At 62.3% G+C, this 13598-nt stretch carries 11 protein-coding genes; 4 read left to right on the top strand and 7 right to left on the bottom strand.

Features of this window, described 5'->3' with window-relative positions:
* Positions 1–164 precede the first annotated feature (164 nt).
* Positions 165–1052, bottom strand: coding sequence for a class I SAM-dependent methyltransferase (locus ACFMO7_RS00505; RefSeq protein WP_376793582.1), 888 nt, complete (start codon positions 1050–1052; stop codon positions 165–167).
* Between the two features lie 589 nt (positions 1053–1641).
* Here ACFMO7_RS00505 and ACFMO7_RS00500 point away from each other — a divergent pair.
* Positions 1642–2607: a hypothetical protein gene (locus ACFMO7_RS00500; RefSeq protein WP_376793581.1), complete on the top strand. Its 966-nt coding sequence runs from the start codon at positions 1642–1644 to the stop codon at positions 2605–2607.
* A gap of 353 nt (positions 2608–2960) precedes the next feature.
* Positions 2961–3248, top strand: coding sequence for a heavy-metal-associated domain-containing protein (locus ACFMO7_RS00495; protein WP_376793580.1), 288 nt, complete (start codon positions 2961–2963; stop codon positions 3246–3248).
* An 85-nt stretch (positions 3249–3333) separates the two neighbouring features.
* On the opposite strand, the gene ACFMO7_RS00490 is transcribed toward ACFMO7_RS00495, so the two are convergent.
* Entirely contained in the window at positions 3334–3915 is a 582-nt protein-coding gene (locus ACFMO7_RS00490) for a hypothetical protein (RefSeq protein WP_376793579.1), read from the bottom strand.
* Between the two features lie 517 nt (positions 3916–4432).
* The gene (locus ACFMO7_RS00485; RefSeq protein WP_376793578.1) at positions 4433–4726 is read right to left on the bottom strand and encodes a hypothetical protein; all 294 of its coding nucleotides are present in this window, start codon (positions 4724–4726) and stop codon (positions 4433–4435) included.
* A 125-nt stretch (positions 4727–4851) separates the two neighbouring features.
* On the opposite strand from ACFMO7_RS00485, the gene ACFMO7_RS00480 reads away from it, so the two are divergent.
* A complete protein-coding gene (locus tag ACFMO7_RS00480; RefSeq protein ID WP_376793577.1) occupies positions 4852–6876 on the top strand; it encodes a tetratricopeptide repeat protein in 2025 nt (674 codons plus the stop codon).
* A 902-nt stretch (positions 6877–7778) separates the two neighbouring features.
* On the opposite strand, the gene ACFMO7_RS00475 is transcribed toward ACFMO7_RS00480, so the two are convergent.
* The 4 genes from ACFMO7_RS00475 to ACFMO7_RS00460 form a co-directional block, all read right to left on the bottom strand.
* Positions 7779–7955, bottom strand: a complete 177-nt coding sequence (locus ACFMO7_RS00475; protein ID WP_376793576.1) for a hypothetical protein — start codon at positions 7953–7955, stop codon at positions 7779–7781.
* A gap of 413 nt (positions 7956–8368) precedes the next feature.
* Positions 8369–9643: a HEAT repeat domain-containing protein gene (locus ACFMO7_RS00470; RefSeq protein ID WP_376793575.1), complete on the bottom strand. Its 1275-nt coding sequence runs from the start codon at positions 9641–9643 to the stop codon at positions 8369–8371.
* A 334-nt stretch (positions 9644–9977) separates the two neighbouring features.
* Positions 9978–10529 (bottom strand): RNA polymerase sigma factor, encoded by a 552-nt coding sequence (locus tag ACFMO7_RS00465; protein WP_376793574.1) that lies wholly within the window; start codon positions 10527–10529, stop codon positions 9978–9980.
* A 578-nt stretch (positions 10530–11107) separates the two neighbouring features.
* Entirely contained in the window at positions 11108–11989 is an 882-nt protein-coding gene (locus tag ACFMO7_RS00460) for a hypothetical protein (RefSeq protein ID WP_376793573.1), read from the bottom strand.
* Between the two features lie 360 nt (positions 11990–12349).
* Here ACFMO7_RS00460 and ACFMO7_RS00455 point away from each other — a divergent pair, with 360 nt between their 5' ends.
* Positions 12350–12904 carry a transposase gene (locus ACFMO7_RS00455; RefSeq protein WP_376793572.1) on the top strand — a complete coding sequence of 185 codons (555 nt, stop codon included), beginning with the start codon at positions 12350–12352 and terminating at the stop codon, positions 12902–12904.
* Positions 12905–13598: the final 694 nt, after the last annotated feature.

Here is a 13598-nt window from a genome sequence, read left to right as displayed (position 1 = left end):
TGGTAGTCTCGTTAGGTGGCAACTGCCGGCCCAGGTACGAGCCGGATAGGGCGCCCACGCCAGCCGGAGCATCTTCCTCGTAGCGCTCTTCTCTTCTACGATAGCATCTAGCTCAAGCGAGAAGCAATGTCCCCGGCTGACTGCTCGCCCGGGCCAGTCAGGCTCTACTGGGGGCGCTGACCGTAGATGACGTAGAAATTGCAATAGCTGCGATACTGCTCGCACTCGTAGAGCCAGGCCGTAGCGAGCTGCTGGTACTCCTCCGCGCTGACGCCGGTAGCAGCGGAGACCAGCGGGGCGATGGTCTGGTTGCCGGCGGCGAAATCCGTACGGGCCATGTTGCCCAGGCGCCCACCCCAGTCTCCGATGGGAATCGAAACCACTTGCGCCGTCACGTGGAGCAGGCCGGCCTCGCGCAGCATCGATTCCAGGCGCAGGGCCATCTTCAGATCGATCCCGCGGCTCTGGCAGGCGGCTACGATGAGCTGCAGCATGCGGGCCGTGGCCGGGCCACTGCGCTGGAAGAGCGGATCAACCTCGACCAGCTCCAACCAACCACCCGGCCGAGTCACACGCACAAGGTCCTGAATCACGAGCGGCCAGCGCTCCGCGGGCAGGGCGAAAACAAGCAAGCGCTGGTGGACGAAGTCGAAGCTGCCGGCACCGAAAGGTAGGCCATCGAGGAGATTGCCCTGGCGAAAGGTGCAGTTGGGTGGGAACGAAGGTGTGGCGGGCGGCAGGTTGAGATCGAAGCCGACCAGGTGGGCGTCGGGAAAAAGTTGGGCCATCTCGGCCAGCCAGCGCCCGGTACCGCAGCCGACGTCAAGAATGCGCTTCGGTGCCAGGATGGGGGCCAGATAGTTGCTGCGCAGGGCGTAACGCAGCATGTAGTGCTGGAAATCCAGACGATTGACCTCGCGGTCATCTTTGGGCAGCATGTATGGCACGGGTACATTGTCATCGGTGAGGCTGGTGGGCCTGTTGGCGTAGTCGAAGGTGTTGGCGGTAGATTGACGGGATGGCGTAGATTTGCGGCGAAACCACCTCAGCATGTCTTCCCTCTGCTTCTTCGTTGATGCGTAGGGGCGCTCAGCTCAGACGAGCAAGCAATGATGATGGCTGTCTCAGATGAGTCATTCGCGCATCACTCTCCTACGGGTAGAATTATATGGACATATAAGCCAGCTGTCAAAACGGGCTGGCCAGGGAAGGCGCGCAGGAAGAAAGAGGCCAGGCAAGCTGTTCTCAGCAACCGGCTGGCCTGTCAGCCTGCCCTGGAAAAAAGACCTAGAGAAACATGCGGATCCTGCTTTGCGGACAGGTCCGGCCCGGCTCGGCGCTGCTCGCGAACTGGGGATGGGCCAGCAGCGAGAGTCGCAGGCACTGGGGCAGATCCTGCTGGCTCTCTGACAGACCTGAGAGGGAGGTCAGCCCGCGGGCAAGTCGCGGTAGTTGCCCGCCGCCTTTGAATTGACAGGAGAGGCGCGCGCTTGCTACACTGCGCCTGGCAGAAGGTAGGTCTTCTGTGAGGGAACAGAGGAACGGTATAGTCCAACGTTCGCGGCGGAGCAGATGCTGGCGCTCTGCGGCAAGGAGCCGGTTCGCTCTGCCTTGCCCCTGGTTGAGAAAGGTTCGCCACCCATGCTCGGCAGACCGCAAGGGCCGCGCCGGCTAGCTCCTGCTGGCGACAACCACGCGGCCTTCGTGGCCTTCATGGTCACGCTCTTCCTGACAGTGACGATCGTTGTGGTCTTCAGCACTCTCATGCCCGCGGCCTCCTACCGCCAGAGCTGCGGACTGGTCATCTTTCTGCTCGTGCCGCTTATTGTCAGCCTGAATCTGGAACAGCCCGGGCGCACGATCGTGCCCGAAGGCTACCTGGTTTTCATGTTCATCTGCCTGGGCTTCAGTGGAGTAGCGCTGCTCGTTATCCTGGCTGAGCGTGTTATTCTCCTCCTTGTGGCACCATGGATAGTAGTACTTCTTTCACTAGTTTTTGCCCGCGGAGGAGGGTGGCGCTTCTGGCGGCGCCTGCTCCTGGGTATCGGAATCGTACTCTTCTTGATGCTCCTTGGGCTGGCAGATCTACGGGGTCTCTGGTGGCAGCCGCTGCTGCTTTCGCTGGTCAGCAGCCTGCCGGTACTGGTGGCTGTGGGCTGGGGCTACCGCAGGAACCCGCGCGAGGGGCTGGCCATCTCCTGCCTGCTGTCTGGTCTGGTGGGAGTGCTCTCCTGCGGTCTGGGAGCGATCGGGCTGGCTCAGAGCCATCAGCTCGAGCGTGGCCTGATGACGACCTTCGTAGGTATCCTGGCCACGTCGCTGGCCGGCCTGGTGGAAACTCTCAGGGCGCGGATGCTCGTCTGGGTCTGCGTTCTTCTCTTCCTATTGGGCATTTCCTATCCTTTTGTGGCCCATACGCCTCTCAACGATTGGCTAGCGCTGGGCAGTGGCCTGCTCCTCGTGGCGGCCTTGCTGGGAATCTGGCGGCTGGAGATCTCGCGACCGTCCTTCCCTGGGGATCTTCAGGTCGCCATGGATCCCAATTATGAGGATCTGTACTTCCCCTGCGAAGAGGAGGAAGGGGTCGACGAGCCAGAGAACGGCTGAGCTGCGAGCACTAGCCCACAACGCAGGAGGCAGACGCTGAGGAAGACCGACCCGGACGCCCTATCGCACCAGGCACAGTCCCTCGATGGAATTTTTGTATGATCATATAATACTATACTTATCTAACAGTTAAAAGATGTGGCGGCGATAGATTCTATCTCTGCTTACTGATAGATAGTCCTCGGGAAAAGACCTGAGAGAAAAATACAGTGAAAGCCTCATGACTGGGAAAAAGGTCTCCTGTATAGTCAAGGTGGTAGTAGCCAGCGCTCCTGCGATCTGTCTGTCTGGCGGCTCTCGCCGTTGGTGGAGAAGATGGATAACGGGAGATGCTGGGTTTGGTCGAGGAGGAAATGAGCGAGATAGAGAGAAAAGAGATGACCACGGTTGTGCTGCATATCCCAAGTCTGCGCTGCGGGGGCTGCCTCAAGCGTGTCATGGCGGCCCTCGAGGCATTACCGGGCCTCGAGATTATCGCCGCGGCCTTGCCGACCAGGACCCTGACCCTGCGCTACGCCAGCGGGCAGCTTGAACCGGAGCGCATTGCCGAGGCGGTGCGGGCCTGCGGTCATATGCCGGGCGAGCTGAGGGAGACCCTGCCCCCGGGGGCCGGAGAGTGCCCTGCTGAGCGGGGGCAGTAGTCGCTGGGGAGGGCCGTCGACAACCGACGGCCCCATCGATCATCTCTGTTCCCCAGGTGGTTGGCAAGGGGTTGGCTGAGTGAGTTCAACGCAGCGGAGATTGCCAGAGGAAAGAGCCGCGCCGGGCCAGAGGGCCGCTGTAGGTCCAGGCCGGTGGCGGGTAGGCGAGTCCAGCCTCGGCGGTCCGCAGCAGGCGAGCCCTGGCTGGCAAGAATTCCACGCGCAGCACTGGGCTTGACCCCTGTTCTTCATAGGCCAGAGGGACGGCGTAGACGGCGCGCCTTCCTGGCCTGGGCGCCTGCCCTTGCACCTCAGCGGGGAGCGCCTCCAGATGCTCCTCGATGCCCTCTAGCAGCTTGAGGACGGTAGTCGGGTTGGCAGAGGCAGCGGTCAAGATGATCTCCTGCCAGGAGGTGGGATCAGCCTCCCGCTGGGGGAGTGCCAGGCAGAGCAGGAGCAACTCGTGTCCATAAAGAGAGATCCGCTCGTAGTGGCCCTCGAGCAGGTGGTAAAGGCTCAGACGCCAGCCCGGCCAGCGGCTGGCCCCCGGGCACTCGCAGGGGTTGCAGTCGCAGGGATCACAGGGACAGCTACAGTCGCGGGCGCCGGCCAGGCTTCCCTTGACCAGATAAGAGACAGATGGACGAATCTGCACGGTCTGCTGCATATGGCTCTCACACTCCTCTCCTGGAAGAAAAAGGCGACAGACAACTCGAGCGCTCCCGTAGCTGGTGAAAGCCTCAGTCTCTCAACAAGAAGAGATAGAGACGGCTGGCGAGAGCAGGCCAAGCCTCTCTCTCATCACCAGCGGCGCCAGGTAACAGGCGAACGAAGCGGGAAGCAGATGCTCTGGCGGCCAGGAGCCGGCCTGCGCCCGGCGCGGACCGATCACCTGCCTCTCTCACCCCCTTGAGCATCACTAGAGCAACCAGGCAATAATAAGTCTCTCTATAGAGAGTATACGCTATAGATGCGTAAAAAATCTACCCGTATCTTTCCTGACATAGTGCTCACAGGAGCGCTGGAGAAGAGAGAGCAAAGATCCCCTCAGTGGCGGCCTGGACTCACCTTCCTTGCCTTCTTTGCCCCTGTGCTGCTCAATTGGAAGTGAAGTCGATAACACTTGACAGGTAATGGTGTTCCTGTTACACTCCCAGGCGGCGGATGCCTGTTAAGGAGCTTGATCAGCTCCAAAAGGCTGGGATGCAACTCTGGGTCCACTGTGTCTTGACACGACGAGAAGCCGGCCGACGAGCCTGAGCTACACTGAGCAGCAGGTGGGGGGAGAGGGCTTCGACCATTCTATGGCCCGGCACCGTGATCCGGTGGCGGGATGGTTGGTAACGGCGAGCCTGGGGCAGGGGAATGCGCGAGGGCAGTCGAGTGCTGCCCTCGCGCAAGGTCACCACGGGCTTGGAGATGCCGATCAGACCGGAGCTGGCCATTCGGCTCCAGTCCCGCTGTGATCTCTTGCTCAAGATGCCTCCTGTTTTCCGGGGAAGACGCCCTCTGGCCGGACCTCGCTGATGAGCGGTTGAGGCTCTCGCTCGACCTCTTGAGCAGGCGGCGACTGCGCAACAAGCGGAGAAAAAGGGGAGCGCCGATGACCAGGAGCCAGGATTCCGGGGCGGCGAGGTCGGCGCAAGAGCCATCGAACTGGCAGAGCTGGCTAGAGAGAGGGAAACATTTTCTGAGCCAATGCCGCTATCGAGAGGCTCTACAAGCGGCAGAACAGGCGCTGAAACTTCAGGGCGAGGCCGGGACAGCCTGGAGTCCCTGGCATCTCAAAGGGGTTGCGTTGCGCGAACTGGGACACCGCGAAGAGGCCCTGGCAGCCCTTCATGAGGGGCTGCGCCTGGCTTCAAGGGTCCCAGCCAGCCTGGACGGGCTGTCTCGGCTTTTCTACCAGATTGGCCTTACGCTCGACGAGCTTGGCAGGCATGAGGAGGCCTTGACCGCCTACAGCCAGGCCCTGGCCTGGCGGGAGGAGGTATTGCGCCTGCATCCCAGGGATGCGGACAGTTGGTTGGGCAAAGCTTACCTCTTGAGCGAGTTGGAGCGAACGGCTGAGGCGCTGGCGGCCTTCGAGGCGGCGCTACAGCTTGACCCCACTCACTTTGGCGCCTGCTGCGGAAAAGTGGCCTCTTTATTGGGACTGCAAAGATACAGCGAAGCTTTAGAGGCTTGCAATCAGGGATTGAAGCTCAATAGCAACAATGCCTGGTTGTGGCAATGTCGAGGCGACGCTCTCGAGGCCTTAGAACGCCACCAGGAGGCCCTAGAGGCTTACGAGCAGGCTTTGCGCCTCGACCCTGCCGATCCCTGGAGCTGGAGCGGCAAAGGTACAGCCCTCAAGTCGTTGGAGCGCTATGAGGAGGCGCTGACGGCCCTTGAAGAGGCTATCAGGCTGCGATCAGAAGCCTTCTTTCTGCTTCAGAAGGCCAATGCCCTGCTCTCCCTCGACAGAGCAGAAGAGGCGTCGCGGGCAGTCGAGCAAGGGCTGCTCCTCGATGAGAGGATGGCCGATCTGCACCTGGCTCAGGGCTGGGCATTCGAGACGCTGGAGCGCTATGAGGAGGCGCTGGCGGCCTTCGAGGAGGCCCTGCGCCTGGATTCCGCCAATGCCTGGGCTTGGAACAGTAAAAGGGAAATATACGAGAGACAAGAGCGCTATGAGGAAGCGCTGGCTGCTTGCAGTGAGGCCCTGCGGCTGGAACCAGAGGCGGCTTCCCTGTGGGAAGCAAAGGCGCGGATACTGGTGCAGCTAAGACGCTCGGAGGAGGCCCTGTTGGCGGTCGAAGAGGGACTACGGCGCGATGAGGAAAGCGCCGAATTGTGGTTTGAGCGTGGGCGGGCTTTGCAAGATTTAAGGCGCTACCGGGAAGCGCTGGCGGCCTATGAGGAAACCTTGCGCCTGGAACCTGACTTTGCCCTGGCCTGGGCTGGCAAAGGCTATGTCCTCCAGCAACTGGGCCGCTATAGGGAGGCCCTGGCAGCTTATGAGGAGGCTTTGCGCCTCAATCCACGCCTTCACCGGGCGGCGTCCAGCAAAGCCGAGGTCCTCGTGTGCCTGGGGCGCTATCGTGCGGCTCTGGACGCCTGTGACTACGCCTGCCAGCTCCAGCCCGAGAGCGCCAGAACGGCTTTGCAAAAGAGCTGGGTGCAGGCGCAATTGGGCTGCTATGGCCAGTCCCTGGAGACCCTGCTGCAGGCGCTGTATCTTCATAGAAAAGCGCATGCCTCTCTCTCACTGCTCCTCTCCCGTGAGACAGAGCAGCAGCCGACTCTGCGCCGGCGAACCGAAAAGGCCCTGGCGGCCTGTCAGAAAAAGCTGAGGCGCCGCCCTGATGACCGCGACCTCCTCTATCAGCAGGCCCTGCTCTTCAGTGGTCTAGGCCGAGGAGAGGAGGCTCTTGCCGTCTACGAGCGCCTGGCTCTGATGAGGCCCGGCGACCCCGTACCTCGCTGTTGTCAGGTCCTCCTGCTTGCCCTTCTAGGTCGCCTCGACGAAGCAAGCGAGCGCTGTGAAGAGCTGCAAACCTTGCGGCAGCAGCCAGCCTCTTCGGACAGGCACCTGCGCGCGCTCTTCCTGCCTGTTTTCTCGCGTCTGTTGACACTGATTGGCTAGCTGGCGCTTTCCCGCTTGAAGAGCGTCAACTCCTCACTCAGGGAGAGCAAGCGAGCAGACACCGTCCACCACATATGGAGGGAACCAGAGACAAGCATCCGACGATCGCAGTGAACGGCCGCTGCTTGTGGGTAGAGCCTGAGCGTAGCCGGAGCTATCTGGTCCTGTGCCCAGGGAGCGTCGAGCTGGCCAGCTTTGAGCGGGATCGGCAGAGGCCGGCGCAGATCCTGGCGACCGGCGGAAGCGAGAGCTGGCTCTTTGTGGGCGAGCGGCTCTTTGAACCTGCAGTCAAGATCTATCCTGGCTCTACCGATGGCAGGACTGCGACGGTTCGGCCGCTGTCCTGGCTCGATAGTGCGAGCCGCTGGCCGGAGCTATGCCTGCTGCTGGCCACTGGCCGCTGCTGCTCCTGGTTCTGGCGACGCGAGGTCCCACTCGCCAGCAGCTATACCTGTCAATTGGCCCCTCGCCCCAGCGGGAGGCAGAATCGGCCCTCTTGGGCCTATCGATGGCGGCCTGGCAGCGTCCTACTGCCCATCTGAAGCACTGCCAGCTTCAGCTCTTTCCCGCCGCCGGTGGTGGTCTGCCCAGGCTGCTGCTGATAACTCTCAGCTCCTCCATCCTCCTGCTCGGACAGGAGCAGAGTGGTCCACCTCCCCAGCGGCGCAGCGCAGCCTTCTGGCCGAAGAGGTGGCTGGCGGCATACTCGAAACGCTGGCCTCCTTCCTCGGGGAGCTGCCGGCCAATTGGGACTGAAGCCGCCTCTCAGCGCCGGCCCACGTCGGAGAGTACCAGTCTCTCTCCTGGAGAACGGACCTTCCTAGAAGATGGAAGACCTCATCGCTGGCCCTCTCTTGCCGGCTCATCAGGTGAACGAGTGAAAAGAAGGCAGCAATCTGGCTTTATTCGACGGGATAGTGCTCTTGCTGCCTCTGCTCCTGGGAGCCATCGTGATCGTGCTGTAGCCGGCTTTGATTCTCTGGACACCTTGGAACAAATGGCGAGATACACTGCGACATGCGCGTGGGCGGCTCAAGCGCATGCTGACCGTTGGCCTCCTGGTAGCGCGCCGTCGTCATCGGTACTCCTTTCTGCTGGCCACCAGTGGCGCCATCCTGGTGGCACTGCTCATTATAGCCTGGGCTGGCCGGCTCCTGTGCTCCGGCTGCTGCCCTTGCTGATCCCAGGTTGAGCGAAAAGCTCTGTCTGTGAGAAGGCTATATTCACTACCGTCTCTGGCGCCTATCTATGCGACCTCTGGCTCTTCGAGCGGGAGCATACTGCGCAGGTGCAGCCGCGCCGGCAGCATATTCGGGAGCCTGGTCGTCTGCGTCGCCCTGCTGATCCCGAGCAGCCGGAAGAGCTATCTCAACCTCATCCCTGATCAGCAGTCGGCTTGCTGAGGAATGAAGCTGAGACAGCAGCGAAAGTGGCAGGAGGTGTAGCCAGGAGGGCTGCCTCACCTGAGCCGGCCCTGGCTGGCCACCTCTCCCTAGCTCTGGCCGGCCCAACTAGGACAAGGCTGGTACCAGAGACGCAGATCACACGGGTCCTGCTCACAGAGAGGCGCCTCCTGTGTAGTCGCCTTCCAGGCCAGGGCCAGCTCCCGCAACACGGGTGGTTTGTTGAGATCCACCTCAGACGCGCTCACGCCGATAATGATGACGCGCAGGCAGGTACGGCCCCGCTCCGTCAGCAGCGACTCAGTCCGAGCCTGACGACAGATGGTCGTCGAGAGCATCAGTACTTCCTGGCAGGAAGGCTGCTGGCAATATTGGACCAGGCGCTGGCCGAGGAGGCGCAGCACCCGATCGTTCGAGCGCTGCGTCGCCTCAAGTGGTGCGATCAAAGCCCTTGCCCATAGGTCCTGTGGCAGGCCGTCGAGCACCTCTTTTAGCCGCCGCTCCTTCGCCTGATAGATACACCACAGTACCAGGACCGGCTCTTGTCCCGTTACCAGGAGGCGTGGCTCGAGCAGAGAGCCGCGGCGGTCCTCCAGGAAATCGCGCAAGGCCAGCAGCGTCTGACGCAGCGGCGAACCTGGCCGCTGCGCCTGGACTTCTTTGCGAGCCAGAACCTCGTCAAGCTCCGCCAGGGCCTCGCGGATCGTCTCCTGCAAAAAAGGCATCTCGACCTTCTCCAGGGCCTCCAGCAGGTAGGCACGCGCCAGGCGCCTGCCCGAGGCAGCCAGGGCCTGTGCCGCTGCCGCGCAGACCTCCTCATCGCTGTCGCTCAGGAGGGCCTGCCGCAACGCCTCCAAAGGAGTGGCCCAACCTAAGCGACCCAAAGCCCAGGCAGCCGCCTCGCGCACCAGCCAGCAGTCGTCGGCCTGCAGCAGCGCAATCAAGGTCGTTCGCACGTGTACCAGCCAGGTGCGGCGGAGCTGCTCATCGGCCAGCAAGGCGGGGATCAGGCGCCCAAGCGACCAGACGATGGCCTCACGCACCCCCTCATGAGCTTCCTGCCCCAGTGTGCTGAGCAGCAGCTCGATCATTGGCTCGCGGCTCAGGCCGAGCAGGCGCACCGCCTCAGCGCGCACATTCCAGGAAGAGTGTGCCAGGGCCAACAGGAGCGGGCCGCTTGGCAAGAGCAACTGTCGCTCCAAGGCGGTCTTCAGCTCGCTTACTAAAGCCTCGCCATCAGCAGGTAGGGGGCATAGCCGGCGTTGGGTGACCTCCCGCTCCTGCCTGCTCGTCTTCTGAGCCTCCTCTGGGGCTTTCCCTGTCGCCGCATCGCTGGGGTCGTGAGCGGTATCGTCCTCTGACATCTGGGCCTGATCGTCCCCGCTGGCGGCTACCGGCCAAAGTGAGCACGTCGCCGGCTGACGTGCCAGGAAAGTGGAGCCTCGAATGCTGTCAGAAGGGTCAAGGAGCAGCTCGCTAGCGCGCAACGGCCCTCTGCGAGGTTCAGCGCTGTTCTGATACATGAAGCGAATCCTCCCCTACTGTCTTTCTCAAAGGTACTCATCTCTCCCCATGCTCGTCCTCGGGCGCCGCTGCTGGCGCCACCTGGCGGTGTGGCCCGTCGAGACGAGAGATCGTGAGCGCTTTGCTGATACGAGCGGTAGTATTGCATATATAGCGCAACAACCCATAGCGGTCTCAGTCCGTATTGTGAACCAGGCGACGCAAACGCATGATTCCCCTCCGGATATCGTCGTTGACCGTCCTCCGGGGACGGCCCGTCTGGACAGAGATCTCGCGAGCTGACTGGCCCGCGAAGTGCAGCATTACCGCCGTCTGCTGATAGGGGGGCAACGCCTGAAGGCCGCGCATCAGCAGACGCGCCTGATCACGCCGCTCCACGACTGCCTCCGGCTGCTGGTCGGTATCATCGGCCAGATCGTCCACTTCCGAGCGCCATTCACCATCGGCTGTCGAGTAATAGTGGATCTGACCCGTTTGCCGGTGCTTCTGCTCCTCAGCACGATACTGGGTGCAGACACGCCGCGCAATCTTAAAGAACCAGGCGCGAGGGTGGCGAACGGGCAGGGCCCGCTGACGCAAGCTCTGGTAGGCGCGCGCGTAGGTCTCGTCCACACAGTCATCTACTGCTGAGGAGTCGTGTAGCTGCCGCTGGAAAAAGCGCTCCAGGGCGGGGCGCAGGCTGACTAGCTCTGCTTCAATTTCTGGAGAAAGATCATCTTGCTCCATTGAATGGCGAACTCCTCATCTACTACTTTGCAAGCCTCAAAAGTGGGAAAAAATGAACAAAGTGGAAGTACGCCCCCTATAACCACATCGGGACGGGTCTCCCCACCACGCGCTTCGCCATGTCTTCCTGTCATGGCAACCCTGCTGACCGATCGGGATCCTTCGCCGGACCTGGGAAGCCAGCAGACAAAGCTAGTCAGCAGTGCCCAAAGGCCGGTCCTCTGGCCTTCTGTGACCTGCTGAGTGGCCTGTATAGGAGCGTCTTCGTTCATCGAAGTGTGCATAATCGCTCCTTACATCAAAAGTAGAGGTTTCCACCCAAGGCCCTTACCACCCCTGAGCGCGCGATTCAGACATCGGTCGAGATGCCTGCTTCGCCTCTACTATCCCTTGTGGCTCGCCTGTCCCGATCTGGCGGAGGAGGTCAGCCCAGTAGCCCATCTGGGTGGGGGCGAACAGGAAGCCGAGAAGTGGCGGGGACAGGAGGGAGGACAGCGGAGAGAGAAGGAAGAGGCCGGGGCGCTGGTCGCTTTTGCTCTCGAGGGGGAGAGAAGGAGGGCGAGGGCAAAGCCAGACCTTCAGCCCGCCCAGTGCCGGCGATCGCCCCTGCGCCAGCGGCGGCGGGCATCCTCCAGGGCTGTGGCCAGGCGCTCATCGAAGCGCAGCGAGGCATTGAGCAGATAGATCCGTTCGGCGGTGCAGTAGAAGCCGCCTGCGCCCTGTAATGGGGCGGCCCCCGCCCGCTGGAGGACGCGCGCGCACTGTGCCACGCGCTCTGCCGGGAGGGGACCTTCGATGTCGATGAGAAAGATGGCGGCAAAGGGGCGAAGCAGGTCCACCTGCGAGATGAAGCGCATAAAGTGGGCCTCCTCGATTGTCCTGGTGCGCGACTTGCACTCGATCAGCAGCGGACCCTCAGCGAGAAAGGCCAGAACGTCTATGTCTCCCGGTATAGCGGGGCTAGAGAGACGTATCCCATGACGCACAGGAACCAGGCGATCGTAGTGGTCGACGCCGTAGAGGCGCAGCCACTCGGCGATCAGCCACTCCAGCGTGTGGCCCAGGTCTTGCAGGTGCGCCAGGCCAGGACCGGGCCGGAGAAGCATCTCTTGCCGCAGGAGCAGTTGCTGGTCGAAGAGAAACTGCAGAAATGAAGCGTTGGGCAGCATGCCCCGGGCTTCCGAGACCAACAAGTCTGCGGGGCAAGGGAGGCGCTCGATCAAGCGGCGCAGTGCCTGGCGGCAGCTTGTGCTCAGTAAAAAATTGTAGAGCTGGCGCTCCCGGTAATGGCTGCCGTTGGGGCAGCGTAACCACGGCTGCCGCAGCACCTGGGGATCACTGTAGGGTGAGCGCGCACTGCGTAACTGCCAGCCCAGGTTGGCCAGGGCCTGCTCAAAGCCATCCCCGAGGATCACCTGTTGGCGATCCTCGTAAGGCACGGCCAGACCTTCCTGCTCCATACCGCTCACCCTCCGCGAAACTTGAACGGGAATCATATTCTGATAATCAGACGCGCTGAAGAAGGGCGGCAGGTACTGAGCGATGGGGGCCCGACTCAAGCCCAGCTCTGCGAGAGGAAGCTAACGGCCGGCGAGCGCTGTGGCTTCGCTATCCTTGACCAGTCAGAGCGAAGGAAGGCCGGAAGATGGGCTTCCCCCGGTTCCCGAAGAAGGGGCGAGATGACCCATTCCGGCTGACAGGTTCGATCTGGGTGTTGGACCGGGCCGTGCAGTTGCCGCAGCCTGGCGCCATTCGGATGAAGGAAGAGCCTAAGACCCATGGCCGCATCCTGTCCGCCACGGTGAGCCGGGAAACGGACGGTGGCGCGTGAGCCTGACGGTGGAAGTGGAACTGCCAGACCGGAGCCGGCGCAAGGCCCGGCGGTGGGGATTGATGTGGGCCTGGGGCACTTCGCCACCCTGGTGCAGGACCATGGGATGGTGGCCAGGATTCCGACGCCGAAGTCCCTGTTGCGGTCCCTGCGGCTGTTGTGGCGGCGGCAGAGCGAGTGGTGCAGCGAGCAGCAAAAAGGGTCGAAGAGCCGGAAGAAGTCAGCCCTGCGGCTGACACGGCTGCGCCGGCTCACCACGCGCCTGTCGAAAACCAGGGCGGTGATCGTGGTGGAAGACCTGAACGTGAGCGAGCTGCTGAAGAACCCAAAGCTGGCGCGGCACAGCGCGGACATGGGCTGGGGCGAGCTCCGACGGCGGCTGGCGTACAAGTGCCCGTGGTGTGGCAGCCGGCTGATGGAAGCGAACCGCTATTTTCCGAGCAGCAAGACGTACTCTTGCTGCGGGCAGGCGCTGGAATCGCTGCCCTGGACGTGCGGGAGTAGGAGCGCCCCGGGTGTGGTGTGCACCATGACCGGAACGTAAATGGAGCCAAAAACCTGCCTGCGCTTGCCCTGACCGAGTAAGGGGCCGGCCAGCTACCGCCAATTCGGCGGGAAGTGACGTCCGCGGACATCGGAGGTGGCAGGCCGAAGGCCGGCGCCGCTGGATAAGGCAGGAGGCAATCGGGTCGTGTGTCGTGAGATATCTGTCCATGAGTTCCAGGGCGGTTCACAACCATACTCGAATAGCAGGTTGAGAGATTCGGCTCGTTGAAGGCCCCGATCTGCCTGAGCAGGATGCTGTTGCTGAGGTAGTCGCGCTGGTACTGCAGCAGATAATGAGCGTAAGCCAGGCGCCAATCGCCGCTGCGACAACTGGTGCCTGGTTGAGCCGCAAAGCGCCCCACCGTTGGCCTCGTCGCCGTTGATTTTCATGAAGCCCGGGGCGCTCCAGACCTCGCCGTAAAACTGGATGACGCCGTGGCTCCGGGCCTGCCTGGAAAGCCAGACCTGGTTCGGCTATCGTGGTCCCAGACGTAAGTTGGGATGGCGTTGGAACTGCCGGAGCTGTTCGGCTCAATGGTCTGTGCCCGATCGGAGGGCAGCAGGTTGCGCGAGATCGAGAAGCCAGCGCCGCTGCTCTAACTGAAGAGCAGGTCGAGAATCTGGCGCTGGAGACTGCTCGGCAACTGCTCCGGCTCCTGGGCCGACCCAAAGGCGCCCGAGAGGCCAAAGCC

This window comes from Thermogemmatispora sp., from assembly GCF_042408735.1.
GTDB lineage: Bacteria > Chloroflexota > Ktedonobacteria > Ktedonobacterales > Ktedonobacteraceae > Thermogemmatispora.
This window is presented reverse-complemented; position numbering and strand designations above follow the sequence as displayed.

What these genes read in the sequence shown, in the direction of transcription:
- ACFMO7_RS00490 (WP_376793579.1), bottom strand. Translation starts at nt 3,915, where the DNA reads ATGCAGCAGACCGTGCAGATTCGTCCATCTGTCTCTTATCTGGTCAAG.
- ACFMO7_RS00475 (WP_376793576.1), bottom strand. Translation starts at nt 7,955, where the DNA reads ATGACGACGGCGCGCTACCAGGAGGCCAACGGTCAGCATGCGCTTGAG.
- ACFMO7_RS00500 (WP_376793581.1), top strand. Translation starts at nt 1,642, where the DNA reads ATGCTCGGCAGACCGCAAGGGCCGCGCCGGCTAGCTCCTGCTGGCGAC.
- ACFMO7_RS00505 (WP_376793582.1), bottom strand. Translation starts at nt 1,052, where the DNA reads ATGCTGAGGTGGTTTCGCCGCAAATCTACGCCATCCCGTCAATCTACC.
- ACFMO7_RS00495 (WP_376793580.1), top strand. Translation starts at nt 2,961, where the DNA reads ATGAGCGAGATAGAGAGAAAAGAGATGACCACGGTTGTGCTGCATATC.
- ACFMO7_RS00460 (WP_376793573.1), bottom strand. Translation starts at nt 11,989, where the DNA reads ATGGAGCAGGAAGGTCTGGCCGTGCCTTACGAGGATCGCCAACAGGTG.
- ACFMO7_RS00470 (WP_376793575.1), bottom strand. Translation starts at nt 9,643, where the DNA reads ATGTCAGAGGACGATACCGCTCACGACCCCAGCGATGCGGCGACAGGG.
- ACFMO7_RS00465 (WP_376793574.1), bottom strand. Translation starts at nt 10,529, where the DNA reads ATGGAGCAAGATGATCTTTCTCCAGAAATTGAAGCAGAGCTAGTCAGC.
- ACFMO7_RS00480 (WP_376793577.1), top strand. Translation starts at nt 4,852, where the DNA reads ATGACCAGGAGCCAGGATTCCGGGGCGGCGAGGTCGGCGCAAGAGCCA.